Source organism: Gordonia sp. NPDC003585, assembly GCF_040610755.1.
Taxonomy (GTDB): Bacteria; Actinomycetota; Actinomycetes; order Mycobacteriales; family Mycobacteriaceae; genus Gordonia.
The window spans coordinates 14,325-36,529 of the sequence record NZ_JBEXMX010000015.1; the positions used below are offsets into that span (position 1 = coordinate 14,325).

The 22,205-nt window shown below is 66.0% G+C and carries 20 protein-coding genes; 11 read left to right on the plus strand and 9 right to left on the minus strand.

All coding sequences use genetic code 11. The features are described 5' to 3' along the window. Positions 1-244 precede the first annotated feature (244 nt). The 4 genes from ABZW74_RS05900 (at position 245) to ABZW74_RS05915 (ending at position 3,741) form a co-directional block, all read left to right on the plus strand. Positions 245-1,555, plus strand: a complete 1,311-nt coding sequence (locus tag ABZW74_RS05900) for a cytochrome P450 (RefSeq protein WP_308221075.1) — start codon at positions 245-247, stop codon at positions 1,553-1,555. 2 nt (positions 1,556-1,557) lie between these two features. Next, entirely contained in the window at positions 1,558-2,007 is a 450-nt protein-coding gene (locus tag ABZW74_RS05905; RefSeq protein ID WP_240861200.1) for a nuclear transport factor 2 family protein, read from the plus strand. 30 nt (positions 2,008-2,037) lie between these two features. Next, positions 2,038-2,589 carry a carboxymuconolactone decarboxylase family protein gene (locus tag ABZW74_RS05910; RefSeq protein ID WP_240861202.1) on the plus strand — a complete coding sequence of 184 codons (552 nt, stop codon included), beginning with the start codon at positions 2,038-2,040 and terminating at the stop codon, positions 2,587-2,589. Between the two features lie 159 nt (positions 2,590-2,748). After that, entirely contained in the window at positions 2,749-3,741 is a 993-nt protein-coding gene (locus ABZW74_RS05915) for a hypothetical protein (protein WP_240861204.1), read from the plus strand. 112 nt (positions 3,742-3,853) lie between these two features. Here the strand turns inward: ABZW74_RS05915 and ABZW74_RS05920 are convergent, their stop codons facing one another. The 3 genes from ABZW74_RS05920 to ABZW74_RS05930 are packed head-to-tail and all read right to left on the minus strand — an operon-like array spanning position 3,854 to position 7,174. Beyond that, complete coding sequence (locus ABZW74_RS05920) at positions 3,854-5,032, minus strand: thiolase domain-containing protein (protein ID WP_240861206.1); 1,179 nt, start codon at positions 5,030-5,032, stop codon at positions 3,854-3,856. Beyond that, positions 5,032-6,078, minus strand: a complete 1,047-nt coding sequence (locus ABZW74_RS05925; RefSeq protein ID WP_240861257.1) for a thiolase domain-containing protein — start codon at positions 6,076-6,078, stop codon at positions 5,032-5,034. The genes ABZW74_RS05920 and ABZW74_RS05925 overlap by 1 nt, the downstream gene beginning before the upstream one ends. 16 nt (positions 6,079-6,094) lie before the next feature. Beyond that, positions 6,095-7,174, minus strand: a complete 1,080-nt coding sequence (locus ABZW74_RS05930) for an OB-fold domain-containing protein (protein ID WP_355274929.1) — start codon at positions 7,172-7,174, stop codon at positions 6,095-6,097. A 134-nt stretch (positions 7,175-7,308) separates the two neighbouring features. Here ABZW74_RS05930 and ABZW74_RS05935 point away from each other — a divergent pair, with 134 nt between their 5' ends. After that, positions 7,309-8,346, plus strand: a complete 1,038-nt coding sequence (locus ABZW74_RS05935) for an LLM class F420-dependent oxidoreductase (protein ID WP_355274931.1) — start codon at positions 7,309-7,311, stop codon at positions 8,344-8,346. A gap of 366 nt (positions 8,347-8,712) precedes the next feature. On the opposite strand, the gene ABZW74_RS05940 is transcribed toward ABZW74_RS05935, so the two are convergent. From ABZW74_RS05940 to ABZW74_RS05950, 3 genes are all read right to left on the minus strand, one after another. Then, the gene (locus ABZW74_RS05940; protein ID WP_355274839.1) at positions 8,713-10,191 is read right to left on the minus strand and encodes a cytochrome P450; all 1,479 of its coding nucleotides are present in this window, start codon (positions 10,189-10,191) and stop codon (positions 8,713-8,715) included. 100 nt (positions 10,192-10,291) lie between these two features. Continuing rightward, complete coding sequence (locus tag ABZW74_RS05945) at positions 10,292-11,293, minus strand: TIGR03617 family F420-dependent LLM class oxidoreductase (protein WP_355274842.1); 1,002 nt, start codon at positions 11,291-11,293, stop codon at positions 10,292-10,294. Between the two features lie 10 nt (positions 11,294-11,303). Further along, a complete protein-coding gene (locus ABZW74_RS05950) occupies positions 11,304-12,125 on the minus strand; it encodes a crotonase/enoyl-CoA hydratase family protein (protein ID WP_355274845.1) in 822 nt (273 codons plus the stop codon). Positions 12,126-12,194: 69 nt separating this feature from the next. Here ABZW74_RS05950 and ABZW74_RS05955 point away from each other — a divergent pair, with 69 nt between their 5' ends. Together ABZW74_RS05955 and ABZW74_RS05960 are read left to right on the plus strand one after the other, a co-directional pair. Further along, positions 12,195-13,838: an acyl-CoA synthetase gene (locus ABZW74_RS05955; RefSeq protein WP_355274848.1), complete on the plus strand. Its 1,644-nt coding sequence runs from the start codon at positions 12,195-12,197 to the stop codon at positions 13,836-13,838. A 1-nt stretch (position 13,839) separates the two neighbouring features. Next, positions 13,840-14,976, plus strand: a complete 1,137-nt coding sequence (locus ABZW74_RS05960; RefSeq protein WP_355274851.1) for a nitronate monooxygenase family protein — start codon at positions 13,840-13,842, stop codon at positions 14,974-14,976. Between the two features lie 302 nt (positions 14,977-15,278). On the opposite strand, the gene ABZW74_RS05965 is transcribed toward ABZW74_RS05960, so the two are convergent. The 3 genes from ABZW74_RS05965 to ABZW74_RS05975 are packed head-to-tail and all read right to left on the minus strand — an operon-like array spanning position 15,279 to position 19,158. Beyond that, positions 15,279-16,790, minus strand: a complete 1,512-nt coding sequence (locus ABZW74_RS05965; RefSeq protein ID WP_355274853.1) for a long-chain-fatty-acid--CoA ligase — start codon at positions 16,788-16,790, stop codon at positions 15,279-15,281. After that, positions 16,791-17,930, minus strand: a complete 1,140-nt coding sequence (locus ABZW74_RS05970) for an acyl-CoA dehydrogenase family protein (protein ID WP_355274856.1) — start codon at positions 17,928-17,930, stop codon at positions 16,791-16,793. 25 nt (positions 17,931-17,955) lie between these two features. Then, positions 17,956-19,158: an acyl-CoA dehydrogenase family protein gene (locus ABZW74_RS05975; protein ID WP_240861222.1), complete on the minus strand. Its 1,203-nt coding sequence runs from the start codon at positions 19,156-19,158 to the stop codon at positions 17,956-17,958. Positions 19,159-19,293: 135 nt separating this feature from the next. Here ABZW74_RS05975 and ABZW74_RS05980 point away from each other — a divergent pair, with 135 nt between their 5' ends. From ABZW74_RS05980 to ABZW74_RS05995, 4 genes are all read left to right on the plus strand, one after another. Next, the gene (locus tag ABZW74_RS05980) at positions 19,294-19,488 is read left to right on the plus strand and encodes a ferredoxin (protein WP_240861224.1); all 195 of its coding nucleotides are present in this window, start codon (positions 19,294-19,296) and stop codon (positions 19,486-19,488) included. Positions 19,489-19,573: 85 nt separating this feature from the next. Further along, a complete protein-coding gene (locus ABZW74_RS05985; protein WP_355274861.1) occupies positions 19,574-20,464 on the plus strand; it encodes a 3-oxoacyl-ACP reductase in 891 nt (296 codons plus the stop codon). Positions 20,465-20,587: 123 nt separating this feature from the next. Continuing rightward, positions 20,588-21,352: an ABC transporter permease gene (locus tag ABZW74_RS05990; protein ID WP_240861228.1), complete on the plus strand. Its 765-nt coding sequence runs from the start codon at positions 20,588-20,590 to the stop codon at positions 21,350-21,352. Between the two features lies 1 nt (position 21,353). After that, a complete protein-coding gene (locus tag ABZW74_RS05995; RefSeq protein WP_240861230.1) occupies positions 21,354-22,205 on the plus strand; it encodes an ABC transporter permease in 852 nt (283 codons plus the stop codon).

Below are 22,205 nucleotides of genomic sequence, written 5' to 3' on the forward strand. Positions count from 1 at the left end.
GATACCTAGAAAGTAGAACATGTTCTCGTTCTCGTCCATGGGCCAGGGTCGGAGATGATGGGCGGACCTACTGGAAGCACGTGAGATCAGTTTCAGTTAGAGTGACGGGGACCATAGACCCAGGTCACATTGACAAAACTAGAACAAGTTCTCATTCGTGTTCGCGCGACGGGAATCTATGTGCTTCAATGAGATTTGTAACAGGTTCTAGTCTCAACGAGATCTCACAGCGAGGTGGTGTGACGTGACCCAGGCCCAGAGCGCCCCGATCGGTAGCGAATCGGTGACCGCGGGTGCGAGTGCTTCGGACAGTGTCGCGAAGTGCCCGTTCATGGAGCAGGAGGGGTGGGATTTCACGAATCCGGACCTGCTCGAAAAGGGTATTCCGGTGCAGGAGTTCGCGCAGCTGCGCAAGACCGCGCCGGTCTGGTGGAATGCGCAGGCGCAAGGCAAGGGCGGCGGCTTCCACGACGGTGGCTACTGGGTGATCTCCAAGCACCAGCACATCCGGGAGATCTCCAAGAACAACGCGGATTGGGCGACCGCCACCAACGGCGTCATCATGCGGTTCGACGACGAGATGACCCAGGATCAGCTCGACGTCACCAAGGCGCTGCTGATCAACCACGATCCGCCGGACCACACCCGTCTGCGCAAGCTGGTGTCCAAGGCGTTCACCCCTCGGGCAGTCCACTCGCTCGAAGAGAAGCTCGACGATGCTGCCCGCACCATCGTGAAGGCCGCCGCGGACAAGGGGACCGGTGACTTCGTCCACGACGTGGCCGTCGACCTGCCGCTCCTGGCCATCGCGGACCTGCTCGGTGTGCCCGAGGAGGATCGGACCAAGCTGTTCGACTGGTCGAACAACATGATGAACTACGACGACCCGGAGTTCGGCGTCGATCCGCAGATGGCGTCGGCCGAGATCTTGGGCTACGGCTACAACATGGCCGAGGAACGCCGGAAGAACCCGGTGGAGGATATCGTCAGTGTCCTCGTCAACGCCGACATCGACGGACAGTCGCTCGACGAGGCGGAGTTCGGCTTCTTCTTCATCCTGCTGACCGTGGCAGGCAACGAGACCACGCGAAATGCCATCAGCCACGGCATGAACGCCTTCCTCGACCACCCCGACCAGTGGGAACTGTTCAAGAAGGAACGCCCCGCGACCGCGGTGGACGAGATCGTCCGCTGGGCGACGCCGGTCAACTGCTTCCAGCGCACCGCCAAGAACGACACCCAGGTCGGCGGCGTCGACATCAAGGCCGGTGAACGCGTCGGAATGTTCTACGGCTCAGCCAATTACGACGAGGACGTGTTCGACGACCCGTTCAGCTTCAACGTCTTGCGCGACCCGAACCCGCACGTCGGATTCGGCGGCAACGGCGCACACTTCTGCGTCGGCGCCAACCTGGCCCGCATGGAGATCAACCTGATGTTCAACGCTCTCGCCGATCTGGTGCCCGACATCACCAAGCTCGAGGCGCCGCGTCGTCTGCGTCACGGCTGGATCAACGGCGTCAAGGAACTCCAGGTCGATTACGGGACCAAGTGAGGATGACGGCAACCAGTGATACTCCCGCATACCTGAACATCGATCGTCAGAACCACCCGGCCGTGGTGGCCGGACGACGCTCGCGCGAGTTTGTCGCCACCCGCGACAAGCAGGCGTGGGTGGAGAACTTCGCCGCCGAGGGGTCGGTGGAGGATCCGGTCGGACCGTCGATGTTCGATCCGGAGGGCAAGGGGTTTCACGGTCACGCCGAGATCGCCGACTTCTGGGACAAGTCGATAGCCACCACGGAGAGCATCGACTTCGTCTTCGACGAGGAGATCATCTGCGGCAACGAGGTCGCCTACATCGGGAAGATCGTCACGCACATCGCCGGCCACGTCTCGCAAGCCCGCGGAGTGTTCACCTACCGTGCTGATGACAACGGCAAACTCGTTGCGCTACGCGCATTTTGGGAGGTTGAGGCGACGATCAACTCGGTTCGCCGCGCCTGAGAGGTCCGGGCACGCTGCTACGGTGGAGTGATGCGTGCACTGGATCGGACTCGTGGCTATGTGAAGGCGTTCAGGTCGGCTCGCCGACACCGGGGTGACCTGGTGGGGTGGCTCGGACGCCGGCCGCAGCTGTTGGTCGGCACCGGTGTCTACGAGTCGGCGCTGTTGTTGAGCAACGCGCTGGACCCCAAGCTCAAGGAGCTCGCCGAGCTCAAGACGGCAGGCCTGGTGAGTTGCGAGTTCTGTCTCGACATCGGCTCTGCTCTCGCGCGCAGTTCAGGCGTCACCGAGCGTCAGATCCGGGACCTACCGGTCTTCCGCGACAGCGACGCCTACTCTGCCGTCGAGAAGCTGGTGCTCGCCTACGCCGAGGCCATGACGATCACACCCGCCGTCGGCGATGATCTCGCCGAGGTGCGTCGCGAACTGTCGCAACATCTTTCGGACAAACAGTTGGCGGAGCTGGCTGCCACGATCGCGTGGGAGAACCAGCGCGCGCGGCTCAACCAGGGGCTCGGCGTCCGTCCGACGGGTATGTCCGACGGGGCTGCGTGCGCACTTCCGGAGGCCCGAAAGAAGTAGGGGAAGAAGTTCTTCCCCTAGTCTTGGTGTCCTCCCCGCCAATTTCGCGCGGACGACTCCAACTCCCGCGGACGAATCTCGGGGAAGAAGGTCAAGCCGGTTGTGCACACCTGTGGATAAGCGTCGCTGGACGGCGCGATTGTGGCGCACGATCGGGCGATGACCAACCCCGAAGAGTTCGACTTCCGCACCACACCCACCGACAACCCACTCGTCTTCCGCCGCGACATCGTTCCCAAGGGGACATCCGACTGGGAGATCCGACAAGCTCTGCGCGACAAGACCATCGAGCGTGTCTGGTGGGGAACTTACGTCCGCGTCACCGAGTCCGACGACGAGGATACGATCACCCGTCGCGAGGAGCGGTACCTCGACATGATCCGCGCGGCACTCCGGACCGGCAGGCCGAACAGGTTTCTCAGCCACCAGTCCGCGGCCGCGATGCTCAAGATTCCGTTGCTCCAACCGGATTTGTCGACTGTACATTTCGTCTCTCGACGCTCAGGTCGCACGTCGCCGAACCTGGCAATTCACCAAACCGATGTTCCGGACGAGCATTTGGTCACGATCGACGGTACGACGATGACATCCATCGGTCGCACGGTGTGCGATGTCGCGATGACCGGCACTCCCCGTCAAGCCTTGTGCGCCTTGGACTCCGGCCTCTATCAGGCGAGCCGACGCAATGAGCACATCGATCTCGACGCGATCGCCTCGACGCTGCGTCGCCAACACGGGATCGCCACGCTGCGTGCGGCACTTCCCTTCGCATCGAAAGGGTCCGAGAGCATCGGTGAATCGTTGAGCAAGTGCGTCATCTGCGAGAACCCCAGCATCCCGGAGCCCGAGCTCCAGGTCGAGGTGACCGTTGCCGACGGGTCGGTGAAGCGCTGCGACTTCGGATGGCGCGACGCCGAGGGCCGCGTGCTCGTCGTCGGCGAGTTCGACGGGAAGTTCAAGTACCACCGCGAGTCGGCGGCAAGTGGGCACCGGCTGTCCGAGGAGGTCATCTACGCCGAAAAGCTCCGCGAGGACGCGATTCGGGACTGCGGCATCATCGTTGTCCGGTGGACCTGGGCCGACCTCAGGGACCCGGTCAAGTTCGCCAAGAAGATCATGCAAGCGCTGCAGCGCGCCGGCCTCGTCGCGTGAGCGGCGTCGCCCGGGATTCATCCCCGAGATTCGTCCGTGGGAGTTGGAGCCCTCCCCGCGGAAATAAGCAGGGAGGACACCAAGGGTAGGGGAGGAACTTCTTCCCCTACTTTCAGTGCAGCGGCTTGTCCGCACCCACGAGCCACATCGAGAAGTATTGAGACCCACCGCCGTACGCGTGCCCGAGGGCTTTCCTCGCGTCGGCGACCTGATGATCGCCCGCTTTGCCCATCACCTGGATCGCGGCCTCGGCGAAGCGGATCATGCCCGACGCGCCGATCGGATTCGACGACAGCACACCGCCGGACGGGTTGAAGGGGATCCGACCGCCGATCTCGGTTTCGCCGGCCTCGGTGAGCTTCCAGCCCTCGCCCTCGGGGGTGAAGCCCAGGTTCTCCAGCCACATCGGCTCGAACCACGAGAACGGCACGTACACTTCGGCGGCGTCGATCTCGTCGAGGGGGTTGCTGATGCCGCCGGCCTTCCAGAGTGCCGCTGCCGCATCGCGACCCGCCTGCGGGCTGACGACGTTGCGGTGGGCGTAGGACAGCGGTTCGGTGCGCATCGCGGTGGCGTGAACCCACGCGACCGGATCGCCCGCGGCGACGGCATCGTCGGCGGCCTGCTCGTCACCGATGACCACTGCGCACGCACCGTCCGACGACGGGCAGGTCTCGTCGTAGCGGATCGGATCCCACAGCATCTGTGAGCTCATCACCTTCTCGACGGTCTGATCCGGCTGATGCAGGTGGGCGAGGGGGTTCAACGCGCCGTTACGGCGATCCTTGGCGGCGACCATCGCGCCGACGTGCTCGGGCGCACCCGACTGGCGGATGTAGGAGCGCACGTGTGGGGCGAAGAAGCCGCCCGCACCGGCACCCACCGGCTTGGTGAAGGGAACGGGAATCGACAACGCCCACATGGCATTCGACTCGGACTGCTTCTCCCAGGCGACGGCCAGCACGCGGCGGTGTACGCCGGCGAACACCAGCGACGCGGCGACATTGGCCGTCGACCCGCCGACCGAGCCTGCCGTATGTACACGGATCAGCCGCTTGCCGACCGCGCCGATCGCCTCGGCCATGGCGAGTTCGGGCATCATGGCGCCCTCGAAAAGGTCGGGGGCCTTGCCGATCACGATGGCGTCGATGTCGTCGATGGAGACCTTGGCGTCGGCGAGCGCGGCGTCGATGGCCTCACGGCACATGCCGGCCATCGTGACGTCGTGGCGTTTGGCGACGTATTTGGTCTGCCCGGTCCCGAGTACCGCTGCGCGATTGTTGTGTGCCATCAGTTTTCGTCTCCTGCGGTCTCGGCAGCGAGGGTGACCACCATGTTCTGTTGCAGCAGCGGGCCGCTCGACGCGTGGGCGAGCGCGGTCTGCGCGTTGCCGGTGAGGATCTCGTGTGCCGCGTAGCCGACGCGCTGCAAGCCGGCCGAGAAGAGCGAGTTGCCGGCCAGCGATCCGCCGGATGGGTTGATACGCACGGTCTCCGGCAATTCGAGCGCGTTGCGCACGATCAGCTCCTGATGCGTGTAGGACGCATTGATCTCGGCCACGTCAACGGCTCGGCTCCGGCCGGCAAACGCCGTGTCGCCGGCCAGCTTGGTCGACGGCGACACGGTGAGGTCGCGTGCGCCGAAGTTGGGTGTGTCGATGCGATGGTCCCAACCGGTCACGAAGGCCGGGTTGGCGACGAGCTCGCGGGCCCGACGTTCGCTGGCGATGACGACCGCCGCCGCGGCGTCGGTGTATGGCGCGATGTCGTGGGCGCGCAACGGATTCGCTACGTAGTCGGACGCGAGAAGCTCGTCGACGGAGGCTCCGGTGGTGCGTGCCGCAACGGCGGCCATGTCGGCCTCGGTCCAGACGCCGGCATCGATCCCGGCGCGGGCCTGCAGGGCGCCGAGCGCGCGGGCATCGGGCCACAGTGGCGCGACGGTGTACGGGTCGGTCTGCAGTGCCAAGGTCTGATCCATGTTGCCCGCGGTCGCCTTGCCGAATCCGTAGGCGAGCGCGAGGTCGACCTCGCCGGTGGCGATCTTCACCCACGCCTCGTAGAGCGCCCAGGCGCCGTCCATCTCCACGTGGGACTCGTTGATCGGCGGCATGGCGCCGATCGAGTCGATCGCCGAGATGAACGAGAAGGCACGTCCGGCAAGGTAATCCGACGAGCCGCTGCACCAGAACTCGATGTCGGTGCGGGCGATGCCGAGTTCGGCGTAGAGCTTGTCGAAGCAGGGGATCAGCATTTCGACGCCGTTGGTGGTGCCATGGGTGCCGGCGACGTTGGGGCTGTGCGCGAAGCCGACGATCGCGATGCGGGGCAGGGTCATCAGAGGTGGTCCCTTATCAGAGGTGGTCACGGTAGGTTTCGTAGTCGGCGTCGTCCTCGCCGGTGGGTGCGAAGTGGCTGATGTTGCCGATCGAGTACTCCCACTCCTCTTCGGGCGCCCACACGGCCTTGACGCGCATGCCCATTCGGACGTCGGACGCCTCGCAGTCGAGGATGAGGTGCAGGAAGGGGATGTCGGAGCCGTCGAGCAAGACGTAGGCGGCGACGTAGGGCGGCTTGATCCGCTGGCCCTGGAACGGCACGTTGACGATGCAGAACGTGGTGACGATGCCGGTGTCGGCGAGTTCGACCCGTTCGACGCTGCGCGCGCCGTCGGCGGGACTGACCCCGCGCGGCGGGAAGTAGACGCGGCCCGCGTCGACGCCGGAACCGATCCGGCTGCCGATCAGCTTGCCCGCCTTGAGTCCTTCGAGGTAGACCGACTCTTCTTCGTTGGCGGAGTGGATGATCTCGGTGGTGATCGGCGTCGTGATGACCACGTTGGTGTCGCCCGAGTCCAACGCCCCGTCGCTGCGCTCGCCCGAGTCCAACGCCCCGTCGCTGCGCTCGCCCGAGTCCAACGCCCCGTCGCTGCGCTCGCCCGAGTCCCCTTCGGTGTTGGCCGGCGCCGTTTCGGTGGCATCGCCGGCAGCGAAGTGTGCGATGTCGTCGATGCGGCCGGTTCGGGCGGAACGCCACACCGCGTGTACCCGCATGCCGGTGGACATCTCGTCGGCGGAGTCGACGGCCACGGCGTGCAGCAGTCCGGTGTCGGCGCCGTCGAGCTTGATCAGGGCCCACGCGAAGGGACGATCGAGGGGCTGGGCGGCGGTGGGTTCCGATTGCCACGTCCACGTGGTCACCGTGCCGACGCTTGCCACATCGACGAGCTCCGACGTCCGCGATCCGGTGGTGGGGTCGAACTCGACGGGCGGTACCGACACGGTGCCGTCGCTGTTCGCCGACCCGACGATCCGCCCGTCCCGCAGGGCCAGCGCGAACTGGCTCAAGACCGGACCGAGGGAACGGGTGTACCCGAAGGAATTCGACAGCGGAGCCGTCAGGATCGGCGATTTCGGTTCTTCGACAACGGCCACAGGCGACGCATGGCCAGGCGAGGTGGTTGCGCTGATGCTCACACCAACGAGTAGAACACGTTCTAGTATTGGGCACAAGGTGCACGTCACGGACTCGCCCCGCGGTGTCGGCGAGCAGGATGAACTGGAGAACTGTGAAGCTCGGACTACAGCTCGGATACTGGGGCGCCGACCCCATTCCCAACGCCCCGGAGCTCATCGCGGCCGCCGAACAGAGCGGCTTCGAGGCCGTGTTCACGGCCGAATCGTGGGGCTCGGACGCCTACACCCCGTTGGCATGGTGGGGTGCCGCGACAACGCGGGTGCGCCTCGGCACGGCGGTGGCCCAGCTGTCCGCACGTCCGCCCACGTCCCTCGCGATGGCCGCGTTGACGCTCGACCATCTGTCCGGCGGCCGCCACATCATCGGGCTGGGCGTGTCGGGTCCGCAGGTGGTCGAAGGCTGGTACGGCCAGCCGTTCGGCAAGCCGTTGGCCCGGACTCGCGACTACGTCCAGGTGGTTCGCGACGTCCTCGCCCGCGAGCAGCGAGTGACCAATCCGGGCGACCACTATCCGTTGCCCTATCCGCCCGATGCGCCCGGATCGACCGGACTGGGCAAGCCGCTCAAGCCGATCACCCACCCGTTGCGCGCCGACATCCCGATCTGGCTGGGCGCCGAAGGGCCGAAGAACGTCGCGCAGACCGCGGAGATCGCCGACGGGTGGCTGGCCATCTTCTTCAGCCTCGGCCTCGCCGATCAATACAACGCCTGGCTCGACGAGGGTTTCGCGCGACCGGGGGCCCGACGCAGCCGGCAGGACTTCGAGGTGGCGGCCACCGCACAGGTCGTCGTCACCGACGACGTCGGATCGGTACTCGACGCCTACCGTCCGTCCACTGCGCTGTATGTGGGCGGAATGGGCGCGAAGGAGAAGAACTTTCACGCCGAACTGTATCGGCGGATGGGGTATGGCGATCAGGTCGACGAGATCGTCGAGCTGTTCCTGGCGGACCGCAAGGCGGAGGCCATCGCCGCGGTACCCGACGAGATGGTGCGCGAGACGATGATCGTGGGCACCGAAGACGAAGTGCGCCACCAGATCAAGCAGTGGGAGGCTGCGGGCGTCACGATGCTCATGGTCACCGCACGCGACCCCGCGATGATTCGGCAGTTGGCGACGTTGGTGTGAGTTTGAACCTGACACCTCCGTTCGCTCCCTGGGGTCCACCACTGCCGACTTCCGCTGCCTGAGGTGCCTCCGCACCTGGGCTACCCCCGCTGCCTGAGGTGCGACGAGCGCTAGCGAGGAGCCTCGAAGGCCCGGTGAGACAAGGAAATTCGGCGACCAAGAGGTGAGGTCACCAGGCCTTCGAGGCTCTCGGCTAGCGCCTCGAGCACCTCAGGCAGCGGAGGTGGGCAGCGGGGTAATCCAGGCAGCGGAGGTGGGCAGCGGGGTAATCCAGGCAGCGGAGGTGGGCAGCGGGGTAATCCAGGCCGCGGAGGTGGGCAGTGGAAGGCGGGTCGGGCAGCGGAAGGGCGCCTCGGGAGCGGTCGGCTATCCGGAATGGGTTGCGTGGCTGCGTGACTCGATCGACGAGGATGGGTACGCGCGTCGGCGGCGAAGGGTCACGTGAAAGTTTCTGGGCACCATGGTGAGTCGTTCGGTGACGTCGAGTTCGTAGTCGGCGTCGGGGGTGAGGTCGTACCGGTGTACGAGTCGGGCGAGGACGAGAACCGACTCGTGGAGCGCGAATTGCCGTCCGATGCAGGCGCGCATGCCGGTGCCGAAGGGTTTGTAGCTGTGCGCCGGCCGCTTCTTGATCTCTTCGGGAAGGAAGCGGTCGGGGTCGAAGCGTTCGGGTTCGTCCCACACCGCGGGATCGCGGTGTACCTGCCCGAGCATGATCAGTGCCCAGTCGTCGGTGCGCATGGGGTACCGTCCGCCGAGTACGGTGTCGGACAACGGGGTTCGGGAGAACGCCGGCACCGTCGGCCAGATGCGCAGCGACTCGTCGAGGCACCGCCGGATATGACGGAACTTCGACACCTGATCGAAGGTCGGTTCCGCGTCGGGGTCGTCGCCGAGGATCGCGTCGGCTTCCTCCTGTGCGCGGCGAAGGCAGTCCGGGTTGGTGGCCAGGAAGTAGAGGGTGAACGACAGTGCGCCCGAGGTCGTCTCGTGGCCGGCGACGAGAAAGGTCAGGATCTGGTAGCGAATGTTGATCGGGGACAGCCGTTCCCCGGTCTCCGGATGGGCGACGTTGAGCATGATGCCCAACAGATCGTGTTGGGATCGGTCATCGGCCCGGGCGGCGATCAGGTCGTCGAGCAGTTCGTCGGCCCATTCCTGGTCCTTGGCCATCTTGTGACTGAGGAACTTCCCGGCCAGTTTCCCGCCGGGTGCGGTGCGGATACCGCCTTTGCGTCGCGCGGTGGCCAGACCGCGGATCATTGCGCCGACGAACGGATGGGGAGTCGGGCTGGTGAACGACCCGAAATCACGGCTGAAGGCCGACCGGCTGAGGGTTTCCATGGTCAGCTTCGTCATGTCGCGCGTGACGTCGACACGCGAGGTCGGCAGTCCGTCCCAGTACTCGAACAGTTCGCGAGTCACCGCCAGCATGATCTCGTGATACGACCGCATCGACGCCTTGGTGAACGCGGGCATCAAGAGGTCGTGGGCCAGCTGCCAGTTCGGCTCGTCGTTGTACGCCGTGAACAGACCGTCTCCGCCGAACTCGCGTAGCGCGTCGATCGCGGGCGGCAAGGTCTTCTGGAATCGGGTCTCGTCGCACAGTTCGGCGACGAGTTCCGCGGTGGCGACGAAGACGAACTTCTGCCGGAAGATCTTCAGTTCATAGATCTCGCCGAGTTCCTTGCCCAGCGTGAGGACGCTGAGGATCGGGTTGCGCGGATCGGAAACCTCAAGGTCACCGACGATCGGCCGGCGCTTGCCCGGATGGGGGAACTCTTGACCGGACCAGCTGTTACGAAGCCAGTGTGTCCGCGCGGCCTGCGCCAACCTACCTGCCACCGTCGCGCCCCCGTGTCGTCCGCGGCCCCGATACCTTGTCGAGACCGGGCCCTATTATGCCGGACGTTTGCCCCACTTGTATCCGCTGGTGGCGGACAGATTAGCCGTGAAACGAGGCGCTGACCTCGGCGAGGCACTCGTCGGCCATCGGGAACGGTTGATAGAGGGCCACCCGATCGGCGATTCCTGCAGCTCGCGCGGCGATGGTCGCGGCGACCTCGGCGGGCGTTCCGCGAGCGACGATGGTGTCCAGCAGGCCGTCGTCGACGAGGTCGGCCATCTCGGCCCACCGGCCCTGCTTCGACAACAGGTTGAGCTCGGGCTGCAGGTCGCCGTAGCCGTGGAGATCCAGCACGGGCCGATACGCCGGCGTCGAACCGTAGAAGGAAAGCAGTCGGCGTGCGGCGGCCACGGCCACGTCGTGTTCGGCTTCGTCGCGGCCGGTTGCGACGATGATCTCGGGGACCACGTCGAACTGTGATCGGGCCCGCCCGGAATCCGCCAGGCCGGCGTCGACGAGGGGCATGACGGACTCTCGGACAAATCGATCGCTGGTGAACGGCATGATCAGCAGTCCGTCGCAGTGCGTGGCGACCGCCCGGGTCAGTCGCGGCCCGAGCGCGCCGACGTAGATCGGTGGCGGGCCGTACGGATTGGGGCCCGGGTTGAACGCCGGGGTCATCAGGCGGTGCCGGTAGAAACGACCATCGACGTCGAGGCGCGAACCGGTGCCCCAGCAGTCGAAGATGGCCCGCAGTGCTGCGACGAATTCGACCATCCGGTCGACGGGGTGGTCGAACTCGGCGCCGAACCGCTTCTCGATCTGCGGACGAATCTGGGTGCCGAGACCCAGCGTGAAGCGCCCGCCGGAGATGAGTTGCAGGTCGTTGGCCTGGTGCGCGACGTGAATCGGGTTGCGCGGGAACGCGATCGCCACGTTGGTGAGGAGGCTGACCGGTGCCGCGCCGGCGGCCAGGATCAAGGGCGTGAAGACGTCGTGCGGTCCTTCGAACGTGAACACACCGTCGATGCCTGCACTGTGGAGTGCGGCGGTGCGTTCGGCGGCGTCCTGCGGGCCGAACAGTGCCGTCAGAAGTCGCACGACGCGGTGCTCACTCGCCGGTGAAGACCGGCTTTTCCTTGTTGGCGAAGGCGCGCGGCCCCACCTTGGCGTCCTTGCTCTTGAACACTGCGATGCCGAGCTTGGATTCGATCTCGAAGGCGTCGAGCTCGTGCAGACCCTCGGTGTCGCGCATGGTCTTGAGGATGGCCTGGACCGCCAGTGGCCCGTTGCCCGCGATCGTCTCCGCGATGTCGAGTGCGGTGTCGAGGGCGGTGCCATCGGGGACGACGTAGCCGATCAGGCCGTACTCCTTGGCCTCGGCCGCGGTGATGTGGCGTCCGGTGAGCAACAGGTCGGCGGCGATGGTGTACGGGATCTGCCGAGGGAGCCGAACGGCGCTGCCGCCCAACGGGAACAGACCCCACCGTGCCTCCGCGACACCGAATTTTGCGGTCTCGCCGGCAACGCGGATGTCGGTGCCCTGCAGGATCTCGGTACCACCGGCGATGGCGGGGCCCTCGACCGCCGCGATCAACGGCTTGGTGAGCCGACGACCCTTGAGCAGGGCCGGCAGCGCTGCCGGATTCCAGGTGCCCTGATCGACGGTGTCACCTGGCGCGTTCTTCGACATGGCCTTCAGGTCCATGCCCGCGCAGAAAGCGCCGCCGGCTCCGGTGAGGATCGCGACCCGGATGTCCGGGTCGTTGTCGACGCGATCCCAGGCCTGGACCATGATGCTCATCATCTCGGCCGACAGCGCGTTGCGCGCCTCGGGCCGGTTCATGGTGACGATCAAGATATGACCGCGCTTCTCGACCAGGCAGTGCGGGGCGTGGTCGGTGTCGGCGGTGGAGTCGGTGAGTGCGGTCATCGTCGTCTCCTGGAAATCGCGTGAATCAGCAGCTTGCCGAAAACGATAACACGTTCTAATTTTGTTGCCATGGCCTATACGATTGCCGATCTCATCGAGCACGCCGTCGACCTGATGCCCGAGCGCGTCGCACTGGAATCCGACGGTACGTCGCGTACCTACTCCGAACTCGAGCGCCGGTCCAACGCGCTGGCGCACAAGCTCCGCGAAGTGGGGGTGAAACCCGGCGATCGAGTGGGTCTGTACAGCCGAAACACGATCGAATCGGTCGAGGCGATGGTCGCCATCTTCAAGGCTCGTGCGGTGATGGTGAACGTCAACTACCGCTACGTGGAGTCCGAACTCGAGCACATCTTCACCGACTCGGGGATGTCGGTGCTCATCCACGAGCGGCAGTACTGCGAACGCGTCTGCAACACGTTGCCGAAAGCGCCCGATCTGCGGCACCGGATCGTCATAGACGACGGCACCGAGACCGATCTGCGGTGCGCGGGGTACTCGGATGCGATTCGGTTCGAGGACGCCATCGCCGAATCGCCGGGCGAGCGTGACTTCGAGGAACGCTCCTCCGACGACCTCTACATGCTCTACACCGGCGGCACCACGGGACGGCCCAAGGGTGTGGTGTGGCGCCAGGAGGACATCTGGCGCGTGCTCGGCGGGGGCATTGACTGGTTCAACAGCGAGCCGGTGACCGACGAGTGGAAGCTGGCCCGCGACGGTGCCGACGGCGGTCAGTTGGTGCGGTTCCCGATTCCTCCGTTCATCCACGGCGGGTCGCAATGGGCGATCTTCCAGTCGCTGTTCGGGGGTGGCAAAGCGGTCGTCTATCCCGAGTTCAGTGGTTCTGCTGCGTGGGAGATCGTTGCCCGCCACGGCGTCAACGTCATCTTCATCACCGGAGATGCCATGGGACGCCCGATGATCGAGGCCCTTGCCGAGAATCCCGACCTCGATCTCAGCTCGGTCGTCACGGTTGCCTCGTCGGCCGCGTTGTTCTCGCCGAGCGTGAAAGAGCAGTTCCTCGACCGCTTCCCGAATGCGATCGTCATCGACGCGATCGGGTCGTCGGAGACCGGGTTCGGCGGACTCGGCGTGGTGGCGAAGGGTGCGCCGCACACCGGTGGCCCACGGGTCAAGGCCGACAGCGAAACCCACGTCCTGCGCGACGACGGCACCCGGGTCGAACCGGGCAGCGGTGAGGTCGGCATGCTGGCGCGGACGGGCCACATTCCGCTGCGCTACCACAACGATCCGGAGAAGTCGGCGAAGACATTCAAGGAGTTCGACGGCGTACGGTATTCGCTACCAGGCGATTTCGCGCAGCTCGAGGCCGACGGCACCATCACGATGCTCGGCCGTGGTTCGGTGTCGATCAACACCGGTGGCGAGAAGGTATTCCCCGAAGAGGTCGAGGGAGCACTCAAGGCGCATCCGGATGTCTTCGACACCGTGGTCGTCGGGATCGCCGACGATCGATGGGGACAACGGGTGGCCGCAGTCATCGCGACTCGTGACGGCGCACGCCCAACGCTCGACGAACTCAACGACGTCGTCCGCAAGGAACTCGCCGGCTACAAGTGCCCGCGCAGTGTGTGGTTCGTCGACGAGATCAAGAGATCACCGGCCGGGAAACCCGACTATCGGTGGGGCGCATCGATCACCGCGGAACGGCCCGCCGACGAGGCGCACGCTCCATCCGGAAGGCACTGACATGCGTACAGAATTGGCCGACCGGTTCGGCATCGACTACCCGATCTTCGGCTTCACCCCGAGCCAGCACGTCGCCGCGGCGATCAGCCGCGCCGGCGGCCTGGGTGTCCTCGGTTGCGTGCGGTTCAACGAGGCAGACGAGCTCGACGAGGTCCTCGAGTGGATGCACGAGAACACCGACGGCAAACCGTTCGGTGTCGACATCGTGATGCCGGCCAAGATCCCCACGGAGGGAAGCAAGGTCGATCTCGACTCGATGATCCCGCCCGAGCATCGGGCCTTCGTCGAACGGACGCTCGACGACCTCGGTGTGCCGCCGCTGCCGAGTGGTGATCGGGTGGATGCCGGGGTGCTGGGCTGGTTGCACTCGGTCGCCCGTTCCCATGTCGACGTCGCGATGGAGCATGCGCGAAAGTACGGCCAGATCAAGCTCATTGCCAATGCGCTGGGATCGCCGCCGGCCGATGTCATCCAGACGTCGCATGACCACGGTGTGCTCGTTGCGGCCCTCGCGGGTGCGAAAGATCATGCGCTGCATCACGTCGAGGCGGGCGTGGACATCGTCATCGCGCAGGGCTACGAGGGTGGCGGCCACACCGGTGAGGTCACGTCGATGATCCTGTGGCCCGAACTCGTGGACGCCGTGGGTGATTCGGCTCCGGTGCTGGCCGCCGGTGGAGTCGGCAGCGGGCGTCAGATCGCCGCCGCGATCGCGCTTGGCGCACAAGGGGTGTGGATGGGCACCTACTGGCTCACCGCGGCCGAATACCGACTGGGCATTGCCGACGGGGCGCAGGGGCCGTCGACGGTTCAGAAGGCACTGCTGTCGGCGACATCCCGCGACACCGTGCGTCGACGCATCTACTCCGGCAAACCGGCGCGCCTGCTCAAGACCAAATGGACCGACGCCTGGGATACCGCCGGGGCACCCGAGCCGTTGCCGATGCCGCTGCAGAACCTCCTCGTCGCCGAGGCCCACGCGCGTATCTCGCAGGCCGACGACCCCGGGGTGGTCGCGATGCCCGCCGGGCAGATTGTCGGACGCTGCAACGACATCGTCCCGGTCGCCGACATGATCGCCGGGATGGTCGCCGAATACGACGAGGCGGTCAAGCGGTTGGATTCGACGCTGGGTTAGACAGCCGCTCCGTTCCGCACTCGGGACGCCATCGCGGTCGCTGAGGTGTCCCACGTCCGCTCCCTGAGCCCCCTCCGCTCCTGAGTTCTGTTCCGCTCCCTGAGGTGCGAGGAGCGCAAGCGACGAGCCTCGAAGGGCCTGGTGAGCTGACGTCACCAGGCCTTCGAGGCTCCTCGCAAGGGCTCGTCGCACCTCAGGCAGCGTAGGTTGGCTCCGTTCCACGGATTCATGCTCAGGCAGTGGTTGGAGCGGATCGGGCCTCTTCGAATCGGGCAGCGGTAACGGATTGTGCTGGTCGCTGCTCAACCAGCAGTGGGGGCGTGATACGTCCGGCCGGTGCGCACCCAAGTCGGCGGTGTGCGCTCGGCGGCGAGTTCGCGTTTGAGGGTCTTGAACGTCGCGGTGGTCGGTAGTGCGTCGACCACCCGAACGCGATGCGGCCACTGCTTGGGGCCGAGATCGGTTTGTTCGGACAGGAATTGACCGAAATCGGCGGGGTCGAGATCATCGGTGACCAACACGGCCTCGATCTCGTCGCCGACTTCCACCGGTACTCCGTACACCGCGGCCTGAGCGATCCGTGGGTGACGCAGCAGGATTCGTTCGATGGGACCGGTGCCGAGGTTCTCGCCGTCGACGCGCATCCAGTCACCGAGCCGACCGGCGAAGTGGAGGTAGCCGGCGTCGTCGACCCAGGCGAGGTCGCCGGTGTGGTAGATCCCGCCGCGCATCCGGTCGGCGGTCGAATTCTCGTCGCGGTAGTACCCCGAGAAGAGGCCCGAACCAGCGGAGTTGACGATCTCACCGACCTCCCCGACGGCCACCGGGAGACCCGAGTCGGGATCGACGACGGCGGTCGGCGCGCGGAGCGGACCGAGGGCGTCGGCCGGGGTGTCGGGTGTGCGGGTGATGGCAACACCGCCCTCGGTGGACCCGAAGCCGTCGATCACTCGGCAATCGAATCGGGTGGCGAAGCGGTCGCGATCGGATGCGGTGGCCTCGTTGCCGTACATGATCCGCAACGTGTTGTCGGCATCGTCGGGCGCTTCGGGCGTGCTGAGGATGTAATGCAGCGGCTTGCCGACGTAGTTGGCGAAGGTGACGCCGTATCGGCGCACATCGGGCAGGAACCCCGATGCGGAGAATCGTTGGCGGACAGCGACACCCGCACCGCCGGACAGTGCGACCGACCATCCGGCGATCACCGCGTTGGAGTGGAACATCGGCATCGACAGGTAGACCACGTCGTCGGCGCCGATGTCGAAACGTTCGGCGAGCATCTGCCCGCTCACGGCGAACGTGCGTTGGGTGCACCGGACGGCCTTCGGATCGCCGGTTGTTCCGGAGGTGAAGATCAGCATCATCAGATCGTCTGGAGTCACGACGCCGAAGTCGGAGGAAACGCTCGAACCGACCAACGTCTGCCACTCCGGCTCGTCGACGTCGATCACCCGAACTGCGTCCAACGCAAGATCATCGAGCAGGTGACGGGTAGCGGCGTGGACGAGCACGATCTGACAGTCCGCGCGGGCGATGTCGGCGGCGAGCGCTTCGCCGCGTCGTGTCGTGTTCAGCCCGACCAGGACGAACGCACCGAGTCCGGCCGCGCCGAGCAGCAGGCTGAATTCGACGGAGTTCTCCATCAGAACCCCGACGTGCGGTGGCCGATCCGGGCTCAACACACGGCGCAGCGCGGCTCCCCGGGTACGGGAGGCACCGAGATGCTCTCGCCACGAGATGAACTGATCGCCACAGCGAACGCCCCTGTTGTCGACGTCGCCGATCCCGTGCAGGAGTCCTGCGATTGTGTCCACTCAGACGGGAGCGGCCGCGAGTGCGGTGCCGATGGTGCGCAGCGAGGCCGGTACGTTGCCGGCGGTGAATTCGTTCTGCTTGGCGCGCAGGAAGTATCGATGCACGGGATGGCTGGTGTCGAGGCCGACGCCGCCGTGGATGTGGACCGTGGTGTGCGCCACCCGATGCCCGGTCTCGGCGGCCCAGAATTTGGCGGTGGCGATCGCCGTGCGCAGGTCGGCGTCGGACACTCCGTGGGTGTCGTCGTCGGCGTTGGCCAACAGCCATGCCGCCTGCGTGGTGGTCAGTGACAGACCCTGAACGTCGATGTAGCCGTCGGCGAGTCGCTGTGCGACGGCTTGGAAGGAGCCGATCGCCCGGCCGAACTGCTCGCGCTCGCGTGCGTACTCGGCGGTGAGTTCGAGTGCGCGCGAAACGATTCCGGTTTGCTCGGCGCACACAGCCAGTGCCAGACGATTCGCGATGTCGGTGACCGCGTCGACCCCGCCGGCCAGCACGGCATCGGAAGTGACTGCGACGTCGGCGAACTCGACCTCCGCGATCGGGAGAAGTCCGGTGGAGACGGCCGTGGTGACGCGGACACCGGGATCGTCGGCGGGAACCGCCACAGCGACAGCGCCGTCGGGTCCGATCGCATTGACCACGAAGAGATCGGCGGCCTCGGCGTAGGGGACGTTGACCTTGACCCCGCTCAGCCGTCCGTCGGCCGACAGGGTCGCGGTCGGCGTGGTGGCGTCGGGCCCGAGGTCCTCTTCGAACGCCACGGTCAGCACGGTGGTGCCGGCAGCTGCGGCGGCCAGAATGCGTTCGCGCAACGACTCATCGGCCCGGGCGGCGAGCACGGGCAGCGCGGCAATGGCGTGCGGACCGAACGGTACCCGCGCCAGCGTCCGGCCGAGTTCCTCGGCGGCAACACAGTTCTCGACGGCGGACAGGTCGCCGCCCGACTCGCCGACGAGCGTCGACGGGATCTCGAGACCGAGCAAGCCTGCCGTCCCGAGTTCGCGCCAGAGGTCGGCGTCGATGGGTGCGGCTGCGGCCTCGAGTTCGGCGGCACGCTCCGGTGTGCTCAGGGTGGTGGCGATGTCGCGCACCAGTCCCTGCACATCGGTGGCGGACTCGGGGAGCGTGAAATCCATGGGTGATCCTTCGACTCAGATGGGGTCAGCGGCGCTGGTGCGGGAGGCCGAGGGCGAGCATGGCGATGATGTCGCGCTGGATCTCGTTGGTGCCGCCACCGAAGGTGAGAATGAGCGACGTCCGCGCGAACCGCTCCAGCCGACCGTGCAGGTGCGCGCCGGGACTGTTCGCGCGCAGGGTGGCGGACGGCCCGACGACCTCCATGAGCAAGCGGTAGGCCTCGGTGGCGAACTCGGTGCCGAACACCTTTGTCGCGGAGGCGTCGGCGGGACTGGGTGCCTCGCCGGATGCCGCGATCGACGCGATCTTCCAGTTGATCAGTTTGAGAAACTCCACCTTGGCGTGCACGCGGGCGAGGTTGGTCTGCACCCACGGTGCGTCGATGACCCGCTGGCCGTCGCCGGTCTTGGTGTGCTGTGCCCATTCGATGGTTTCGCGAAGAGCGGTCTGGATGGGTGCGGCGCTGCACAGGGCAACCCGCTCGTTGTTGAGCTGGTTGGTGACCAGCGCCCACCCGCGCCCTTCCTCGCCGACGAGTGCCGATGCGGGAACGCGGACGTCCTGGTAGTAGGTGGCGCTGGTGTCGACGCCCGACATCGTGTGGACGGGCGTGTAGCCGAACCCTTCCGACGTGGTCGGCACGATGAGCACCGAGATCCCACGGTGCTTCTTGGCGCCGGGTTCCAGGGTCGACGGATCGGTCCGGCAGGCGAGCCAGATGTAGTCGGCGTAGGCGACCAGCGACGTCCACATCTTCTGGCCGTTGACCACGTAGTCGTCACCGTCGCGCACGGCCGTCGTGCGCAGGGCGGCGAGGTCGGTGCCCGCTCCGGGCTCCGAGTAGCCGATCGAGAAGTGCAGTTCGCCTGCCGCGATCTTGGGCAGGAAGAACGCCTTCTGCTCGTCGGTGCCGTAGTTCATGATCGTCGGCGCCACCGAGTTGATCGTCAGGAACGGGACCGGGGCGCCGGCGATCGCGGCCTCGTCGGTGAAGATCAGCTGATCCATCATCGAGCGGTTCTGCCCGCCGAACTCGGTGGGCCAGCCGAGCGCCAGCCATCCGTCGCGCCCCATCTGGCGGACGACGTCACGGTAGGCGTCACCCTGGCCGAGTTCGCCATCACCGCTCGTCAGCGCCGCGCGACGCTCGTCGGTCATCAGCGCGGAGAAGTACGTTCGGAGCTCACGGCGGAGTTCGGCTTGCTGTTCGGTGTAGGCGATGCGCATCGGTACTCCGTCGGTAGACATTTGTTGATCTGGTGGGCCGCAACCCGGCCCGGTATCGTCAACTTCTGAAACACGTTCTAACCTGTTGAGCTACAGCCCGTCAACCGGTCGTGAGTCGATGAGGAGATGGTTGCCATGCGTATCAAGGCTGATTTCGACCTATGCGAGTCCAATGCGATCTGTGTCGGGATGGCACCCGACATCTTTGACCTCGACGACGACGATTACCTGGTGATTCTCAAAGACGAAGTCCCCGAGGGGCGCGAAGAGGAACTGCGTCAGGTGGTCGCCAACTGTCCCAAGTCTGCGTTGTCGATCGAGGAGGACTGAACCTGGGACATTTGTCCATTCGGTTCCATCTCGGGAGCGAACATGCTAGAACAGGTTCTAGTTTTCAGCTCAGGGAGGAACAGCGGTGGGACAAACACTCCAGGGACGGGTCGCGGTCGTGACCGGTGCGGGTGCGGGCCTTGGCCGAGCCGAGGCCATCGGCCTCGCCGGCGAGGGAGCGTCGGTTGTCGTCAACGACCTGCCCGCCGCGCTCGAGAGCAGTGATGTGCTCGACGAGATCAGCGCGGCCGGCGGTCGGGCGATCGCGGTCGGCGGCGACATCGGCGACTCGGCGACCGCGACCGCCATCATGGCCGCGGCCACCGAACAGCTCGGCGGGCTCGACATCGTCGTCAACAATGCGGGCGTCGTCCGCGACAAGATGCTGTTCAACATGACCGACGACGACTGGGATCTCGTGATCCATGTCCATCTGCGCGGTCACTTCCTGCTGAACCGCAACGCGGCCGCGTACTGGCGGTCGGCGTCCAAGCAGGCGGGTGGCCCGGTCTACGGGCGGCTGATCAACACCTCGTCGGAGGCCGGCCTGCTCGGACCTGCCGGGCAGGCGAACTACGGTGCCGCCAAAGCGGGAATCACCGCGCTGACGATCTCGGCGTCGCGTGCGCTGCAGTCCTACGGGGTGCGCGCCAACGCCATCTGTCCGCGCGCGCGGACCGCGATGACCGCAGCGACCTTTGGCGACGCGCCCGACGACGGCGTCGATCCGCTCGCGCCGGAACACGTGGTGCGGTTGGTCAACTATCTGGCCGGGCCGGATTCGGATGGCGTGACCGGACAGGTGTTTGTGGTCTACGGTCCTCAGGTGACGCTGATGGCTGCACCGACCGTCGACGAGGTCTTTGCCGCCGACGGTGACGCGTGGGATGCCGATGATCTGTCGAAAACGCTGACCAGCTACTTCGCGGGCCGTGACCCGGGGCGCGGCTTCTCGGCCAGCGCCTTGGTCAACTGACCAAACCGGCGGGTATCTGCGTGATATTTCGCGGTGGTCGTCTGGGCGAGCGAAGCGACGGGGTACTTGCAACGAGCGAGCGAAGCGACGGGGCGGTTCCTACGGCGACGGTGAGGAGTGCTGGTGTTAGGGAAGCTGGCGACGCCACTCGGGGGGATCGGAGATTTCGTTGCTCTCGGTGTCGAGTCGGCCCGTGAGCTCTTCCATCGCCCCTTCCAGTGGCGCGAGACGGTGGAGCAGTCGTGGGCGATCGCCCGGGTGTCGATGGTGCCGACCCTGCTCGTCGCGATTCCGTTCACCGTGCTGGTGAGCTTCACCCTCAACATCCTTCTTCGTGAGATCGGCGCACAGGATCTCTCGGGAGCGGGTGCGGCGCTCGGCACCATCACCCAGATCGGACCGATCGTCACGGTGCTGATCGTCGCGGGTGCCGGCGCGACCGCGATCTGCGCAGACCTCGGTGCACGCACCATTCGCGAGGAGATCGACGCGATGAAGGTGCTCGGTATCAATCCGATCCACCGCCTGGTGGTCCCGCGGATCATCGCCTCCACCGGGGTGGCCCTCCTGCTGAACAGCCTCGTCTGCACCATCGGCATCGGCGGCGGCTTCGTCTTCTCGGTGTACCTGCAGGACGTCAACCCCGGCGCGTTCGTCGCCAACCTGACCTTGCTGACGGGGTTCGGTGAGCTGATGATCTCGATGGTCAAGGCCGCTCTGTTCGGGCTCTTCGCCGGGATGGTCGGCTGCTATCAGGGACTCAACGTGAAGGGCGGCGCGAAGGGCGTCGGCGACGCGGTGAACGAAACGGTGGTCTACTCCTTCATGGCGCTGTTCGTGGTCAACGTCGTCGTGACCGCTGTCGGTTTGAAGGCGACGGCGGGCTGACATGGTCCTTCCCTTCACCACCCGATTCCACACGGCCCGTGTGGCCATCAAACGTGCCGGCGAGGACTGGGATCAGATCGGCGATCAGGCGCTGTTCTACTGGGACTCCATTGTCGCCATCCCGCGTGCACTGCGGCTCTACAAGAAGGAGACGCTGCGGCTGATCGCGGAGATCTCCATGGGTACCGGCGCGCTGGCGATGATCGGCGGCACCGTGGTGGTCGTCGGCTTCCTCACCCTGTTCACCGGCGGAACCATCGCGGTCCAGGGCTACAGCTCGCTGGCCAACATCGGTGTCGAAGCGCTCACCGGGTTCTTTTCCGCGTTCATCAACGTGCGCATCGCCGTGCCGGTGATCTCCGGTATCGCGCTGGCAGCGACGATCGGCGCAGGTGCGACCGCCCAGTTGGGTGCCATGCGGGTGAGCGAGGAGATCGACGCGCTCGAGACGATGGCGATCTCGTCGATCCCGTACCTGGTCAGCACACGGATCGTGGCCGGTCTCGTGGCGATCATCCCGCTCTATGCGCTGGCGTCACTCGCCTCGTTCCTGGCCAGTCGCTTCGCGACCGTCTTCATCTACGGCCAGTCGCCGGGCGTCTACGACCACTACTTCGACACCTTCCTCATACCGTCGGACATCCTGTGGTCGTTCGTGCAGGCGATCTGCATGGCGGTCGCGGTGATGCTGATCCACACGTACTACGGCTACAACGCCTCGGGCGGCCCGGTGGGCGTCGGTGTGGCGGTCGGGAACGCGGTGCGGGCATCGCTCGTTGTTGTGGTCGTGATCACACTTTTGACCTCGCTCGCCATCTACGGCGCCGACGGCAAGTTCAACCTGGCGGGGTAG

What these genes read in the sequence shown, in the direction of transcription:
- ABZW74_RS05905 (WP_240861200.1), top strand. Translation starts at nt 1,558, where the DNA reads ATGACGGCAACCAGTGATACTCCCGCATACCTGAACATCGATCGTCAG.
- ABZW74_RS05910 (WP_240861202.1), top strand. Translation starts at nt 2,038, where the DNA reads ATGCGTGCACTGGATCGGACTCGTGGCTATGTGAAGGCGTTCAGGTCG.
- ABZW74_RS05915 (WP_240861204.1), top strand. Translation starts at nt 2,749, where the DNA reads ATGACCAACCCCGAAGAGTTCGACTTCCGCACCACACCCACCGACAAC.
- ABZW74_RS05920 (WP_240861206.1), bottom strand. Translation starts at nt 5,032, where the DNA reads ATGGCACACAACAATCGCGCAGCGGTACTCGGGACCGGGCAGACCAAA.
- ABZW74_RS05925 (WP_240861257.1), bottom strand. Translation starts at nt 6,078, where the DNA reads ATGACCCTGCCCCGCATCGCGATCGTCGGCTTCGCGCACAGCCCCAAC.
- ABZW74_RS05950 (WP_355274845.1), bottom strand. Translation starts at nt 12,125, where the DNA reads ATGACCGCACTCACCGACTCCACCGCCGACACCGACCACGCCCCGCAC.
- ABZW74_RS05955 (WP_355274848.1), top strand. Translation starts at nt 12,195, where the DNA reads ATGGCCTATACGATTGCCGATCTCATCGAGCACGCCGTCGACCTGATG.
- ABZW74_RS05960 (WP_355274851.1), top strand. Translation starts at nt 13,840, where the DNA reads ATGCGTACAGAATTGGCCGACCGGTTCGGCATCGACTACCCGATCTTC.
- ABZW74_RS05970 (WP_355274856.1), bottom strand. Translation starts at nt 17,930, where the DNA reads ATGGATTTCACGCTCCCCGAGTCCGCCACCGATGTGCAGGGACTGGTG.
- ABZW74_RS05975 (WP_240861222.1), bottom strand. Translation starts at nt 19,158, where the DNA reads ATGCGCATCGCCTACACCGAACAGCAAGCCGAACTCCGCCGTGAGCTC.
- ABZW74_RS05980 (WP_240861224.1), top strand. Translation starts at nt 19,294, where the DNA reads ATGCGTATCAAGGCTGATTTCGACCTATGCGAGTCCAATGCGATCTGT.
- ABZW74_RS05995 (WP_240861230.1), top strand. Translation starts at nt 21,354, where the DNA reads ATGGTCCTTCCCTTCACCACCCGATTCCACACGGCCCGTGTGGCCATC.